The sequence below is a fragment of the Paenibacillus sp. sgz302148 genome, assembly GCF_056120465.1.
Genome location: NZ_JBVYOJ010000032.1, coordinates 37,430 through 53,949, shown reverse-complemented (window position 1 = coordinate 53,949; position 16,520 = coordinate 37,430). Strand labels below are relative to the sequence as shown.

Genomic DNA, 16,520 nt, shown 5'->3' with positions numbered 1-16,520 from the left:
AAAGTACCGCAATGCACAAGGAAGAAGAACATCGGAAAGCCGGATGAGGGAAAACCTCACGTCCGGTTTGATGAGGAGGGGCTGAATTACTCAGCCCTTTACTCTACTGCCTTGGAGGATTGAAATGACGCAACAACCAAAGTATGCTGAATTGATTGCCGCCTTGCAGGCTGACCAATATGACGTTGCCGAGAAACTCGCCATCCAATGGGTTCGAAATAACCGGCTGGACGCTCAGGCTTGGGTATATTTAGGAGAAGCTTTGCTCTTGCAGGGAGACGGAGCTGCCGCCCATCAAGCATTTACGCGAGCTTGGATTCTCGATCCGGAGGCCAAGTGGGTGCAAGGCGTCTTCTCCAAAGTGAATGCGGCGCCTGCGGGGAGCGAGAGGACGGAGATCGACGAGCTATTGGCGGTCCGCAAGGTGTCTGTTTCGGCAGCGATTCTGGCGAAGAACGAAGAAAGGTGCATTCAGCGATGCATCGAAAGTTTAATCGGAGCGGTTGACCGCATTTATTTGTTCGACACGGGGTCAACGGATCGGACATTAGAGTTGGCCGGTCAATATGGTCAAGTCACCATGATCGGCATTCCGTGGGAAGATGACTTTGCCGCGGCGCGCAATCAAGGATTGCAGCACATTTCCGGCGACTGGGTGCTCTGGGTGGATGCGGATGAATACCTCCATTCGGAGGATAAGGCCAGAGTACGCGAAATCGCAGGTATATTCGATGAAGTCGAACAACCGCCGGTCTTGAATATTTGCCAACTGAATCAGCAGAACGGCCAAACGATTCCGAACTACGGGATCAGCCGAATGTTCCCCACGGGACGCAAGCTTAAGTTTTGGGGGAGCGTGCACGAGCAGGTTGGTTTGGACGATGCCGTGAGCGTGTATGATGGACTGACCTTTAGAACCGCAGTCCGAATCCGACTACACCATGACGGATATGAAACGCATATCGTTGATTTTAAAAATAAACAAAATCGAAATATCGAAATATTAAAAAGGATGATCGAACAGGAGCCGGATAATCCGGGATGGTGGTTGTTTTATGGCCGAGAGCTGATCGGGATTGGCGCATCCGACGAAGTAATCGAGGCGCTTCGAACAGCCGAACGCAAGGCGGAAAATTTCCATCGCTTCGGCAGAATCCTCGATATCCAAATGCTGCTCGTGAAAGTTTATCTCTCCCAAAACAACCTCGAGCAGGCCGAAGCCGTCTGCCGCCGCGCGCTGGACAAGGCGCCGAATTTCCCGGATGCGTTGTTCTACCTCGCCCACATTCAGATGAAGCAAGCCCACGAGCTGCACAGCCAAGCGGAGCGAAACCTCCGGCAGTCGAAGGAGACGGCGGTTACTTACCGGGGCACGGTTTCGGCCGATTCGCACATCGTGGAATGGAAGGCCGATTTAGCGCTCGCCGAAATCGCCTACAGAGCGGGCAAGCTTGCTCCGGCACGCCGTTTATTTCGCGGCCTTGCGTCGCGTTATCCGAATTTGCCCGATCCGCGCAAGCGGCTGGAGCAAATCGAGGAGCAACGCGTGCAATTGAACCGGAACGAGCAATAAGCAACATGGAAGGAAATGCCGAAGCCAAACCCCACTTTGTGGGGTTTTTTGGCGCTAATTCCGCTAATTCTGCGCCCCCACCATAACAATTTCATATCATCTTAAAATTTTGAAACCCCCCATATTAAATTTTTATTACCTTCGTAACAATCGGAAATAGGCTTTTGACGACGCAGCCCGTATGATTCGGATATAAGCGCTTACAAACGGATTTGGAGTGGAGGGAGCGATCAGGTTGTCTAGAAAAGGAATCGGATATGAGCTATGGAAAAATAAATGGTACTACATGATGGCGCTGCCGGGACTCTTGTTTTTCCTCATATTCAGCTACATGCCGCTGCCGGGCGTCGTTCTGGCATTTAAAGATTATAACTTCGCCGACGGCATATTCGGTAGCAAGTGGGTCGGACTGAAAAACTTCGAGTTTTTCTTCAACGGGGATTACGCTTGGAGAACGACGTTCAATACGTTGTTCATCAATGCCAATTACATCGTATTCGGGACGCTTGTGGCTGTCGCGTTCGCCATCCTGCTGAACGAAATTAGAAAAAGCTTCGCGCGCCGTCTATACCAGAGCCTGATGTTTCTGCCTTATTTTTTCTCGGCCATAGTCGTCGGCAATTTCGTTTATTTAATGTTCAGCTCGAAATACGGACTCGTCAATCAAATGTTATCGGCCTTGAACAGTCCGCCGGTCGACTGGTACGCGAACGCTCAATATTGGGTCGCCATCCTGGTCGGCATCTTCATTTGGAAAAATACCGGGTATGCCGTTGTCCTCTACCTGGCCACCATCGTGGGCATCGACGAAGAACTGTTCGAAGCGGCATCGCTCGACGGCGCGAACCGTTGGCAGCGAATTCGTTACATTACATTGCCGCTGCTCGTTCCAACGATGACCATCGTTACGCTGCTGGCCGTGGGCAAAATTTTCTACGGCGATTTCCAAACGATTTATTCCATCGTCGGCGATAACGGCCTGTTGTTCCCGACAACCGACGTCATCGATACATACGTGTTTCGAGCGGTCAAAAATGTCGGAGACATCAGCATGCCTGCCGCCGTCGGGCTGTATCAATCGGTTTGCGGTTTCCTTCTCGTCTTGGCGTGCAATTGGGCGGTCAAAAAATATAATCGGGAAAACTCGTTGTTCTAAAATGGGGTGGCATATACGATGACGAAAGTCAAAACGAAAAAATTATCGATCTCGCAAGCGCTGTTCCATGCCGTTTCGATCGCGTTTTGCATATTTACGACAATTCCGTTCTTGCTCACGGTGATCGTCTCGATTTCGAGCGAGGCGTCGGTCGTGAAGCACGGGTACTCTTTTGTGCCCGATTCGTTCTCCTTCGATTCGTTCCGGCTCATTTTCTCGGGAAGCGAAATTACGAGCGGATACCGGGTATCCGCACTCGTTACCGTGCTCGGCACCGCGCTCGGCCTCTTGTTAAGCGCCATGCTCGCTTACGCGATGGCCGTGCAGAAAGTGAAATACCGGAACGCAATTGCTTTGTTCATCTTTATTACGATGATTTTTAACGCGGGGCTAGTTCCGTGGTATATATTCATGACGAAATATTTGCACCTGAAAAATTCGATCGCAGCTTTAATTTTGCCGATGCTGATCAATCCGTTCCATGTGTTCCTCATCCGGAACTACTTCAAATCGCTGCCGCCTGCCTTGATCGAATCGGCCGAGATGGAGGGGGCCAACCCTTTTTACATTTTTGTGGCCATCATCCTCCCTTTGTCGGCGCCTATTATTGCGACGGTTGCGTTGTTTTATTCGCTCGCTTATTGGAACGATTGGGGATTGGCGTTATGGCTCATCGACGACAGAGGACTGTACCCGCTGCAGTTCATCCTGTTCAAGATTCAGTCGATGATCAACTATATGAGCTCGCAGGGAGGTCAATCGATGGGCAGCCAGATGCTGCCTTCCGAAACGGCCCAGATGGCGATGGTATTGGTTACGATCGGCCCGATTCTGCTTGTGTACCCGTTCATTCAGAAGTATTTCGTCAAAGGCATCATGATTGGTGCCGTCAAAGGTTAGGTTGCAGCCGGATATCCGGTTCAACATAGATTCATAAGGAAAATAAGGAGGGTTTAAGCAGTGGTGAAACAATGCAGCAAGGCACTACTCTGGATGACGCTTGTTTTGATCATCGTCTTGACGGCGGCATGCTCGAAAAATGAAAGCGATTCTGCGAAGAACGGAGGCGATTCCAAGCCGAGCGAGCAAAGTACGACGGATTCGGGCAAGGGGGAAGAGGAAGCCAAAGTGTCGGGAACGGTCAAGTTCGTGCTCCCCGGCGACGCGCCCAAAGATTTGGCAGGCGTGCAAAAAGCGATCGAAGACAAAATGCACGCCGACGGGCTCGATCTCAAGCTGGAGTTCACCTATTTCCCCTGGGATCAATACACGAACAAGCTCAATCTGATCGCCGCTTCGGGTGAAGATTACGATTTGGCCTGGACGCATGTCAGCTGGTTGTCGCAAATCGCTTCGAAGCACGTGGTCGCGCCGTTAAACGAATTGCTGGAGAAATACGGCCAAGATTTGAAGAAAAACATTCCGAACGCGAATTGGCTGAGCGCTTCGATCGACCAGCAAATATACGGCATTCCGACGCTTGTTCCGACTGCGGAGAACAACAACTTTTTTGCCGTACGCACCGATCTGAGAAAGAAATACAATCTGCCGGAGATCAAAACGTTAGCGGATTTTGAAGCGTACCTGGATGCAGTCAAGAAAAACGAACCGGACATGGTGCCGATCGCCAACGACGGAAACCGCGGACTGCTGCGGGAATTCGGGGACGTTTATTTGCCGGTAGGCGATATGGTCGTAGGCCCGGCTTACATCGATCCCGCCGATCCCGAGCTGAAGGTGAAAAACTTCTACGAGTCGGACATTTTCAAAAACATCGTCGTCACGAAGCGTAAATGGTATACGAACGGCTGGATGCCGAAGGACGCGCAGGAGATCAAAGATCCCGAAGCCGCGCTGAACAACGGCAAAATCGCCGCGATCTGGTCCAACGTGCTGAAAACGACCGAACGAATCGACGCTTTCAAAAAAACGATGCCTAACGGGAAGCTGGAAGAAGTGTTCCTGAATCCCGGCAATCCCAAATACGTGTTCGAAGCCGCTTCCAACTTATTGTCCGTATTTTCGACGAGCAAAAACCCGGCAGCTGCCGTCGCTTTCGTCAACTGGTTCCGAAGCAGCCAAGAGAACTATGACCTCGTCTCCTACGGCGTCAAGGACGTGAACTATAAGCTGGATGGTACCGCTGTTTCGACCGAAGGCATTGCCGAGAACCAATCGTACAACCAAGTATACTGGGCATGGGATGACATTCGGATGAAGCATTTCAGCAAAAATGTCGACCAGACGCTCACTGACGTCTTAAAATCTTGGGATCAAAATGCCGTCGAAGCGCCGATGCTCGGCTTCCGGTTTAATGCGGATCCCGTGAAGTCGGAAATGTCGCAAATCAATGCGGTTGAACGGGAATACGTCGACCCGGCGTATGCCGGATTTACCGATTACGACAAGTTTTTCCCGGATTTCAAGAGCAAGCTGCAATCCGCCGGCATCGATAAAGTCATTGCCGAAATGCAAAACCAATTAAACGATTTTATGGCGAAAAAAGCAGCGAAATAATGTGCAAACAACGCAAATCATGCATCTGACAATCGTATCGGAGGTGTTTTCTTTGAAGGGGAGAGGGAAGTTTTCACTAATGATCGTTTTATGCGCTGCACTTCTGTTAAGCAGCTTTGCATGGCCCGGCGTGACGGTGCAGACCGCGTATGCTGCGGATACGGGTAACTTGGCGCAAGGCAAGCCGGTAACGGCAAGCAGCTCGCTGCCGCAGCATCCGCCCAACTACATGACCGACGGCAGCCACAATACGATGTGGTCGACAAGCGATACAGGATGGCGGAGCAGTCCCTATGCCGACGAGTGGGCGATGGTCGATCTCGGGGAAGCGAAGGACATATCGCGTTGGATCGTTTACCACGCTGCGCAAGGTGATTGGTCGACCAAAGATTTTCAACTGGAATACAGTACCGGCAATGAAAATGGCCCTTGGGAAACGGCCGATACGGTTGTCGGCAATCCGTACGACATTACGGACCGCATCTTGCCTTCATCCGTGAATGCCAGGTACGTAAGGCTGCACGTCACGAAAAAAACGGCCGACGGCGTCGATTGGCCCGCGGTTCGGATCGACGAGCTGATGCTGTTCTCGCAGGCGACGATCACCCCTGAATTGACGGCGAATCCAGCTCCGGGCACGGTGACGAAAGGGACGAAGGTGGCGCTAAACAGCTCGCTCGGCACGGCATCAATTTATTATACGATCGACGGCAGCGATCCGGAAACGTCGCCGACAAGGTTGAAATATGCGGAGCCGCTCGCCGTTGACTTCGACGTCACATTGAAGGCAATTGCGGTGGATGAACTGGGCGGGGGAAAAAGCGAGGTGCAAACGTTCGTTTATACCGTGCCCGAGGATGACCTGGGCCAATTTTCGAACCTTGCCCTTGGCGCCACTGCAACGATGACGGAGCCGGCGGGCTGGGGCAACGTCGCCCAGCGGGCAATCGACGGGAACAGGGGCACTTACGCGCAGCCGGAGCAATTCGTGCTGTGGGACTTAATCGTCGACCTGGGAACGAAGCAGCCGGTCAACTACGCCGTGCTGCGCAAAAATCCCGACCATGTCAATTACATCAGCAAGTTTACCATTGACCTGTCCGATGACGGCATGAACTGGACAACGGTTGCGGAGGAGCAAGCCAACGACGATCTGAAGGACCGGCTCTATAAGTTCCCTGCGACGGAAGCCCGGTACGTCCGATTGCATCAAATCGAGAAGACCGGCTCCGCCGCAGCGATCTGGGAATTTGAGCTATACAATACGGCCGTGACGCTTCCGGTTGACGCCGACGTCCCGCCGGGAACGGTGGCCAGCGGCTCCGCGGTCAAATTGACTTCACCACAGCAGGGCGCGTCGATTTATTACACGACCGACGGAAGCGATCCGAAGACGTCGGGGACGCGGCGGACGTATGAGCAGCCTCTCGTGCTGGGAGCGAACGCGATACGTACGGAGATCGCCATCAAAGCCTATGCCGCGACACCGGGCAAGACGGACAGCCAAGTGAAATCGTTCGTGTACCAGGTTGTGCCGATTACGGCAACGCCTCCTGCCGGATACGTGGCGGCGGATACGGACGTCGTCCTGGCAAGCACGGTGCAAGGCGCGGCGATCTATTATACGACGGATAGCACAGATCCTCTGACCTCGCCGACGAAACGACTTTACGCCGATCCGATCCGAATCGGCTCCGACATGGTCGTCAAGGCATATGCCGCCACGGCGACGGAGGAGAGTCTTGTCGTTACGATGCCGTACACGATATCGCAGGACGAAACGAACATTGCCTTGAACAAGACAGCGTCCGCTTCCGGTGAAGATCCTTCCGGTCCTGCGGCGAACGCGGTTGATGGCAACGAGGCGACCGCCTGGATTGCCGGCAATACGTCGACCGGCAATTGGCTGCAGGTCGATTTGGGCGGCAGCTACGATCTGTCGGGAACGAAGATCGTTTGGAACGAAGCGAACAAAAATTTCAAATACCGGATCGAAGCATCTTCCGATGCGCTGCATTGGTATACGGTCGTCGACAAAACGAACATCGCGGATCGCGTGTCGGAACAGCAGGACTCGTTCCTGCAAGCGTCAAGAAGATACGTGCGGGTCACGGTGACGGGCCTCGAGCTGGGGAGCAAGGCGGGAATCAAGGAATTCGAGGTGCGCGGACGCCAGAGTGCTCCATTACCCCAAGTTCCGGTTGGCCCCGAGACAAATGGCTGGCCGCGTCCGGTCATCGCACCGCTGCCGTCGGCTGTTCCGGGCGTGTCCGAGCCGATTATCAGCTTGAACGGGACGTGGAAGTTCACGCAAAATCCGGCTCAAGGCTTCTGGCGGAACAGCACGGACGCTTCCGTCTGGTCGGACGTGAAGGTGCCGGCCAACGTGGAGGTGCTTGGCTTCGACATTCGCGGTCCGCAAGGCGGCGACTGGTTCCCGAAGGTTAATATCGAGAATGCATATAAAAAATCGGTATTCATTCCTCAAGACTATGCAGGCAAAAAAGTGCTTCTGCGCTTCGAAGCGGCGTTCAACTACGCCCGCGTATGGGTGAACGGGCATTTGGTGCGCGAGCATCGGGGCGGCTTCACGACGTTTGACGCCGATATTTCCGATTACGTGACGCCGGGGGAAAGCGCATGGATTACGGTGGGATTGACCGCCGAAACGGGATTCGTCGAATACCAGCACGTGCGCGGGCTGATCGGCGAAGTCAAGATGTTCGCTACCCCAAAAAGCTACATGACTCGCTTGCACGCGGAGACGACGTTCGACGCAACGTATACCGATGCCGTCCTGCACGTGAATACCGGCATGCTGTTCACGAATGACGGCCCGAATGCGGAAGTCGCGCTGCGGCTTGTCGATCCGGCAGGCACGGAGGTGCCGATTTCGCCGTCCGTCATTTCGCTGTCGGAGGCGCAGTCTGACGCCGGGGTGGACATTCCGGTCGCGCACCCACGCAAATGGGATGCCGAGCATCCGAATTTGTATACCTTGGAAGCTGCCGTGAAGGTGAACGGGGAAACGGTTCAGACCGTTACCCGCAAGATCGGCTTCCGGATGGTCCAGGTCGTCGGCAACAAAATGTTCGTCAACGGCAAAGAAGTGAAGCTCCGTGGCGTGAACTGGCATCAATCGACGCCGCTGACCGGCGTGGCTGCAGACCGGGAGCATGACCGAGAATCGCTCGTCAAGCTGAAAGCGGCGAACGTCAACTACATTCGGGCGTCCCATTGGCCGCAATACGAATACGTTCTCGATATCGCCGACGAGCTGGGCTTTTATGTCGAACAAGAAAACTCCATCATGTTCGTGAATGATTCCCGGACGGATGACCCGCGTTATCTGAACAATTACATGGGCCAATTTTCCGAAACGATCGAGAAGGACCGCAGCCACCCGAGCATCGTAATCTGGTCGCTCGGCAATGAGAGCAGCTGGGGGAACAATTTGACGGCTACCCATAATTACGCCAAACAAATCGATCCGTCACGGCCCGTCAAATTCAGCTTCGGGGTGAATGCGCCGGCGAATTACAACGATTTGTTCAGCATCCATTATACGCCGTACGGCGAACGAATCGGCAGCCATGACAAGCCCGAGCTGTACGACGAGTATGCGCACGATTACGTGTATTATGGCGACTGGATCGACAATGATCCGGCATACCGGGATTTTTACGGCGAAGCGATCAAGCGGCTGTGGGACGACTTGTACAGAACGCCGGGCGCGCTTGGCGGAGCGATATGGCATTCCAGGGATCTGGTCTTCTACGGTCCGAACGGCATATGGCCCGGATTCCAAGTAACCTGGGGCATCCTCGACGAGTGGAACTGGGAAAAGCCGGAATATTGGAACGTGAAGAAGGCGTATTCGCCCGTCAGCATCGTCAACAACGAATTGCCCGAACCCGGGCCGGGTAAGCCGCTTTCGATTCCGGTCGAAAACCGGTTTAATCATACGAACCTGAATGAAATCATGGTCGAATGGAATGCCGGCAACAAGTCGGGCACGATGGCGGGACCTTCGGTCGAGCCGATGAGCAAGGGCGAGCTCGTCATACCGGCGAAGAATTGGAAGCTGGGCGATTCGGTCCACCTGAAGTTTTACCGCAGCGGCCGAACCGCGGCGGATCAGCCAATCGACGAATACGAGCTGACGGTTGGCCACAAAATCACGGAAGCATGGGAACCGCAAGGGAGTGCACCGAAGATCGAAGAAACCGGCAGCGAGCTAGCCGTATCTGGCAAAGACTTCAAGCTGACCTTCAGCAAAACGACAGGCTTGATCCGTGAAGGCATCTATAACGGCGAGTCGCTGCTCAAGGGAGGCCCGTTCCTCGATATGGGCTATACCGCAAGGCTTGCGCCATGGACATTCACCTCGATCAACGGGGCAAAATCCGGCAAAGAGGCAGTTGTCGCCATTTCCGGCAAATACGGAAACACGGTCGTCGATTACCAGCTTCGTATTGACGGTAAAGGGTTGATCCAGACGACGTATACGATAACGAACCCGCCTTCGGATTTTGACGCTGTTGGCGTCTCCTTCGACGTCGCTGCCTCCGCCGATCGGATGACGTGGGTCAGAGACGGACAGTGGGCGTATTATCCGGACGACCAGATCGGCCGCAACGAAGGGACTGCCTACAAACATCGCAGCAACGGCGAGGAAGCTTACGGCGTCAAGCCGGATTGGGCTTGGAAGGACGATGAAAAAGCGGGGCAAGGCACTGCCGATTTCCGAGCTTCCAAGACGAACTTCTATTACGCGTCGCTGATCGACGGCGCAACAGGCAATCGGATTACGGCGCAGGGCGACGGCTCCGGCTCGGTTCAAGCGACGGTTAACGCTGACGGAACGATCCGCTTCCATATCCGCAACATCTGGTCCCATCCGCCGGGATTCCCGGGCTGGGTCGAAGCGAACCCTGTGCGCAAGCCGATCGCAGTCGCTTCCGGCTACACAGGCATCGCGCGAATCAAGCTCGACGACCGCGACCGGTTCGAGTTCGATTATGAACGAGTGCCGCAATATTTGAGCGATCTCGATTGGGTTTCGGCAACGACGGGATGGAGCACGGTGAACAAGGACTCCGCCGCCGACGGCAACGTGCTCACCTTGTTCGACGGCAAGGGCAGCCGCTCTTACGATAAAGGCGTCGGCACCCATGCGAATTCGGAGATCGTATACAACATCGCCGGACAACATTACGACCGGTTCGAAGCGGTTGTCGGCATCGACCAGGAAACCGGCGGTGGCAGCGTCATATTCCAGGTTTGGGCGGACGGCGTCAAGCTGTTCGACAGCGGACGCATGGACAATAAAACGGCAGCCAAACCGGTAAGCGTCAATATCGCCGGCCGAAGCGAGCTGAAGCTGATCGTCACCGATGCGGGCGACGGACATGCGAACGATCACGGCGATTGGGCGGACGCCAAATTGATCCGATCCGGCCGTAAGTAACGTCTTCCGGCACAGCTTCCGGACGAAGCATTTACCCGGTCTTTTTTCCAAAGCGAGAAAGACCGGGCCTCTTTTTTTCAAATCGCCGGAAAGGAATCGTTATCCCTTTGTCAAACTAATACATACGCCATCCCATGCAACATGCCAAAGGAGTATGTGTCCGATGAAATCTTTCATGACGAAGCCGATTGCGAGGAGAGGAAGCTTCCTCTTCCGACTCATCGTTGCGAACACCGTTGTATTCGTGAGTTCCCTGCTCCTCATTTCCGCCGTGAATTATGTTTACACAACGACGAGTACCGAGAAACAAATATCGGAAACGTACAAGAAGTGGCTCTCGCAAACGGATTACAATATTTCGACTTTATATGAAAGAGCGTTCCAAATCGGCGAACAGCTGCTGAGGGACAGGTACATCAATAAAGGGTTGTATTCCAATACGCTGGATCCGGCGGATTCGATGACCGTCTCCGAGAGGCTGCGCGACACGATCATCGTCAACGATTTCATCCATTCGGTCTACCTGTACAACGGGCAAACGCGGAAGTTTATTCACACGATTTCCCAGGACGTCGACATTCCGACGATCGATCCGGATGCCCGGGCATTGATCGACGTGCGGAAAAACGCGCACAAAATGGTATTTTTACCCCATAAGCAGCTGTACGTATACAATAACAAAGTTTATGAAAACGATTTATTGTCGCTCATCTTCACAATTTCGGACGCTAAAACCGAATACGCCATCTTTATCAATATAAAACTGAGCGCCGTGCAAGATTTGTTCAACAAGATGGGCAATTCGACGTACTCCAATTTCATGATCGTCGACAAAAACGGAGTCAACATCATCCACGGGGAAAGACCGGGCTGGTTCATGAGCAACATCGGCAGCCAGCCGTATATCGATAAAGTCATCCGCAGCAGCGATACGAACAATAATTTTATAGAGACCGTCGACGAAAACAAATCGTTAGTCACCTACGTTTACAACGAAAAACTCGGATGGTATTTGATCAATACGACCCGTTACGACTATTTGACCCGGGACAGCTTTATTTTGCAGCGCAACATCATAACCGTTTCCTTGCTTGTTCTGCTTGTCAGCATCGTGGCGACGGTACTGATGAACCGGAAAGTTTACGGGCCTTTTGCAAGCGTTGTCAAAATGATCCGGGGAACCGATAACGTGAATCCGTCCGCGGCGGGGGGGAACGAGGTCGAATATATTAGCGGCGTATTTAAAGGGCTGATCGGCAAAGTCACTTCGCTCGAAGATTCCGTAAGCAAAGATCGTCGGAAATTGAAGGAAAGCTTCATCAAGGATGCACTGAACGACGACTCAGTCATCGACGAAGAGAAGCTGCCGACCGCATTCGAGCGGTATGGCATCGCATTGAATCCGGCCGATATGCGGGTCATTGCCTTTACGATGGTCGGAGTGAGCGAGAGCGCGCCGGATCAGCCCGATACGGGAATCGCTTTTGTCAAAGACGCCATGGCCGAGCTTGCCGTTCGCGTATTTCAAGAGAATTTGGAAAAGGCGGATACGGGAAACCATTCGTTTGCCATACTGATGAATAATCGTGCCGACTTGATGATCGAAGACAAGACAAGCGAATTTGTAAATAAGGTAGAGAGCATGATGAATATTTCGCTGCTGGCCGGCATCGGAATCGGCGTGTCCTCGTTTGCGAATCTGTCCCGCTCGTACGAAACGGCCAAAGAGGCGCTCTCCTACCATTATCTGCTGAACGAGGAACGCGTTTTCGATTACGAGGCGATTCAAAGCCGAATCGACAAGTCGTACCGGTATTCCGCCAAGCGGGAGTCCGCACTGTTCGATGCGATCAGGTTAAACGATACGGCGGCTTGTCACCGGATCATCGAGGGATGGTTCGGCGAATTGCAACATTGCAGCATGAGCGATGTTCAGAACACGCAGCATCAACTGCTCTACCGGATTGAAAGCGAGTTTCGCGGGGGGGCGGATTTTGCCGAATTCCTCACGGACTTGGGCACTCAGTCAATGGCTGAAGCCATTGCAGAGATACGTGCGTTTAGGCAAGCGGAGCAATTTTATATGCGGCTTGCGGAGTATATCGTTCATCAACTGAAGAAGGACCGGTACAGGGACAGCAGCGGCATCGTCAAAAATGCTTGCGCTTATATCCAGATGAACTACACGAACGGCGATCTATCGGCGGACTCCGTCGCGGCGGCGCTGCATATTTCCGTTCCTTATTTCAGCAAGCTGTTCAACGAGCATATGAAAATTACGTTTACGAATTACGTGACGGGACTGCGCATCCAAGAGGCGGAAGAGCTGCTGCTCACTACGCCGCTTAGCGTCAAGGAGATCGGCGAATCGGTCGGTTTTTTGAACAGCTCTTATTTCATAACGGTGTTCAAGAAGAAGTACGGCGTTTCTCCGAACCAATTCAGGCAGACGAAAAAAGCGGAATCCTGCGAATGCACATGACTTTCGCCATTTCGCCATCTTGAAAATGTTACCTCGCACATGACTGGGGTGACTACTTAACGTGACTTTTTCCCATTACAATGAACCTATCAAACGAACGAGAAAACGGGGAGAGTTACGAGATGAAATCAACGATGAAAAAAACTACGCGCAAAAAGGCGATCGCTTTAACGGCTGCATTATGTTTGGCTTTGGCGCTGACTGGCTGCGAAAATCCAGTGCAAAGCTTGACGAACGGCATCAAGGACGGTGTCACGGGCGAAAATTCCGGATCGGGCAAGCTGAGGACGGTAGGTTCGAAAGCTTTTTCCATCGACGATATCGAAGAGATTAAGATCGATACCAATACGGCCACCGTTTCCATTAAGGAAACGACGGGCAACGAATTGAAGGCGGAGTTTGAGGTCGACGAGGCGATCGAGCATGATTTTACTTTCGAGGGCGATGTAAAAGGCGGCGTCTTGCACATTAAAGCCAAGGAAAACGGGAAGAGTAGCCTATCCTTTAACAAAGGAACAGGGCAGCGCAAATTGACCATTGAGCTGCCGCAAAAAACGCTGAAACGGTTTCACCTCGAAAACGAGCTTGGCGATGTAACGGCCAAAGGCCTTCATGCGGATCAACTTCGTGTCTCGACGCAGCTTGGGGACATTCAACTGGAACAATCGTCGGGCGATCTCGACCTGAACACGCAAGCAGGCGATATCGAGCTGTCGCTTTCTGAGCTTAAGGACAATATGAACTTGAATACCGAGCTGGGCAACGTGACCGTCGAACTGCCGGAGAAGCCGGCTTCGCTCAAGCTGAATCTGAAGACGGAGCTTGGCATTGTATCCGAATCGTTCTCCGATGTCGATTATTCGACAAAAAGCAAAGCCGAAGTGATCGGCACCATTGGCGAGGGCAATCCGAAGCTTGATGCGGTAAGCAAAATGGGAGACATTAAAGTGAACGTGAAATAGCTTGAACAATCGAGCGGCGGCGGTCCCGAAACAGGGGCTGCCGTTTTTCTACGTTGTAAACATGTTCCGTTCTAGGGTTTGCTATTGTTTTCTGTTAAAATGAGAAGGCAAATTATTACACGGAAAAGGTCGTTTCCCGCATGATGCGAAAATTGCTTTCGATTGGAGCCGCGATAGGTTTTGCTGTTTTTCTAATGTATGCTTCGTACCGTTCCGGCCTTTTTTTCGACCGTTATTGGTACAAGCCGCACTTGCTGCTGTACGTCGCGTTTTTGGCATGGCTGCTTGCGGCGATCTTGAAGCGCGGCCGTTCCGCTCCGCTTCCATGGCATACTCTGCTCCCATTCGGCATGGGGGCGTTATATTTGTTGCATTTGTCCGTACCGACGGAGTCGGTTCAAGGAACGATCGAGCAGGCGATGCGATGGTTCAGCTACGGCTCGTTTTTCGTATTGTTCCTGGCATTTTCCCGGCAACTTACGTTCAGGGTTTGGCTTCATTATGCGTTTGCCACCGTTGGTTTGTTCGTTGGCGTCGGGGCGTTTCTGGGCATGTACGGAATCATCGACTTTCAGGATATTGTGCAGGTTACGCAGGATGAGCGGTTATCCAGCCTAGGTATGAGGCTCGCCGGTTTTTTTCAGTATGCGAATACGTTCGGTGCGGTGATCGGCGCATTTCTGTTATATCATTTGGTGTATTTGGCGCGTCAAGAAACGGATCGCGGCTTTCTGCGCACAGCTTCCGCACTGCTGCTTATCGCGCGGCTTGTTCCGTACGGAACCGCGATCATGCTGACGGAATCACGTGGGGCATGGCTTTCGTTCCTCATTGGATGGCTTCTCGGCTTCGTGCTGCTCCGTTCGGAGATGAGGCTGCGGTATGCAGCATATACAGCTCTGACCGGTTGTTTGGCAGCGGTCGCATACGGTGGTATCGTCCGGGAATATGCACATCACGTGCAGCATCCTGGGGGATTGGGACTTATTTTATTTACCGTTGCGGGTACGGCTGCCATGTTCGGATTAAGGATCGTGATAAATCGACTGCCGAAGCATCGATTAACGGCAACGAATCCTGCACGGTTACTGGGGCTTTCGGTGGCTGTGGCGGCGGCGGGAGCGATCGGATTGCTGCTGCTTTTGCCCGGAACGGCCGGCGAACGGATCACGGGCAATTATGATACGGCGGCTTCGCGGACTTTGTTTTACAAGGATGCCCTTGTTATGTTTCGCGATGCTCCGCTGTTCGGTTACGGAGGAGACAGCTGGAAAATGCTGTTCACTTCCTACGAACGGGGACCTTATGTCGGCAGCGAGGTACATAGCGGTTATTTGGACGTATTGCTCGATCTTGGTATTGTCGGGGCAATTATTTTTGCGGCGATGCTAATCGTTTGGGCTTTGCGGCTATGGCGTGTGAATCGTCTCGCTCTGCCGCCGCTATCGCTTTTATTCGCACATAGCGTCATCGACTTCGATATGTCCTACGGTTTTTTCTGGCTGATGGCGTTATGGTTGATAGGTTCGGGTATGGCGGAAGGGGAGAAGGAAGGGCTTGCTGTTTTTGTGACTGAACCTGCGCAACGGCTCACCAGAAGGAACTTGCTCTCGCATGCAGCGCTTGCTGCGGCTGTCGTCTTTGTTGTTGCCGGCGGGTGGTTTGCACTGCATGGCGAATGGTCCCGTATGGAGCTTGCCGCCGGAAAAGCGGCGGAGAACGATGCGGATAGGGTGCGGCATTTGGACGCCGCCGTACGGCTGTATCCATATGACAGCTCCGTACGCCTCCAACTGGCGAAGCGGCTCTCGCCGGTCGATGCCCGAATCGTGCTCGAAGACGGCTTAACGTTTGAGCCGCGCAATGTGAAGCTTCATTGGGAGCTTGGCCAAATCTATGCGAATCTGGAGCAGATGGGGGAGGCTGCGAAGTGGATGGGGGCGGCCGTCCAGGTCGATCGTTTCGATAAAGAGAAGCAAACGCGTTTTATCGAGACGTTGACGAAGGCTGCGGAAAGGCAAATGTCTACCGGCAAGCCTCAGCTTGCAAGAGAACTCGCTGAACAGGCGATCGAGGCCTACGACAGCTACGCAGATCTTGTGGCGACCGTCGAGCGGATGAACGATACGCCGAACGGCAAAGAATTCGGGATGACGTTAGCCGCCAAGCTGGCTGCCGCACAGAGCATGCATATGATGGGCAATTACGAGGATGCGCGGCATCTGTTCGCCGACGTCGCGGCGGATGGCGATGACGAGCAGCGGGAGCAAGCTTCATATTATCTTGGCCTATATTCGAACTAGCCGGTCGTATCGGATCGTTTAGAAAATCCCCTTCCCGGAAGCGGGTACATTTCCAAC

8 protein-coding genes are annotated in these 16,520 nt (G+C 53.2%); all 8 read left to right on the top strand.

Annotated features, from left to right (window positions below):
• Positions 1–124: 124 nt before the first annotated feature.
• The 8 genes from AC0LWM_RS30530 to AC0LWM_RS30495 all read left to right on the top strand — a co-directional run bounded on the left by AC0LWM_RS30530 (position 125) and on the right by AC0LWM_RS30495 (position 16,463).
• A complete protein-coding gene (locus tag AC0LWM_RS30530) occupies positions 125–1,573 on the top strand; it encodes a tetratricopeptide repeat-containing glycosyltransferase family 2 protein (RefSeq protein ID WP_474678817.1) in 1,449 nt (482 codons plus the stop codon).
• Positions 1,574–1,808: 235 nt separating this feature from the next.
• On the top strand, positions 1,809–2,729 hold the full coding sequence (locus AC0LWM_RS30525) for an ABC transporter permease (protein ID WP_474678816.1): 921 nt from the start codon (positions 1,809–1,811) through the stop codon (positions 2,727–2,729).
• A gap of 18 nt (positions 2,730–2,747) precedes the next feature.
• Positions 2,748–3,629, top strand: a complete 882-nt coding sequence (locus AC0LWM_RS30520) for a carbohydrate ABC transporter permease (RefSeq protein WP_474678815.1) — start codon at positions 2,748–2,750, stop codon at positions 3,627–3,629.
• A gap of 60 nt (positions 3,630–3,689) precedes the next feature.
• Positions 3,690–5,246, top strand: coding sequence for an extracellular solute-binding protein (locus AC0LWM_RS30515; protein WP_474678814.1), 1,557 nt, complete (start codon positions 3,690–3,692; stop codon positions 5,244–5,246).
• A gap of 79 nt (positions 5,247–5,325) precedes the next feature.
• On the top strand, positions 5,326–10,716 hold the full coding sequence (locus AC0LWM_RS30510; RefSeq protein WP_474678813.1) for a discoidin domain-containing protein: 5,391 nt from the start codon (positions 5,326–5,328) through the stop codon (positions 10,714–10,716).
• A 163-nt stretch (positions 10,717–10,879) separates the two neighbouring features.
• A complete protein-coding gene (locus tag AC0LWM_RS30505) occupies positions 10,880–13,198 on the top strand; it encodes a helix-turn-helix domain-containing protein (protein ID WP_474678812.1) in 2,319 nt (772 codons plus the stop codon).
• Positions 13,199–13,320: 122 nt separating this feature from the next.
• Positions 13,321–14,160, top strand: a complete 840-nt coding sequence (locus tag AC0LWM_RS30500; RefSeq protein ID WP_474678811.1) for a DUF4097 family beta strand repeat-containing protein — start codon at positions 13,321–13,323, stop codon at positions 14,158–14,160.
• 140 nt (positions 14,161–14,300) lie between these two features.
• Positions 14,301–16,463 carry an O-antigen ligase family protein gene (locus AC0LWM_RS30495; protein ID WP_474678810.1) on the top strand — a complete coding sequence of 721 codons (2,163 nt, stop codon included), beginning with the start codon at positions 14,301–14,303 and terminating at the stop codon, positions 16,461–16,463.
• The last annotated feature ends 57 nt before the right edge of the window (positions 16,464–16,520 follow it).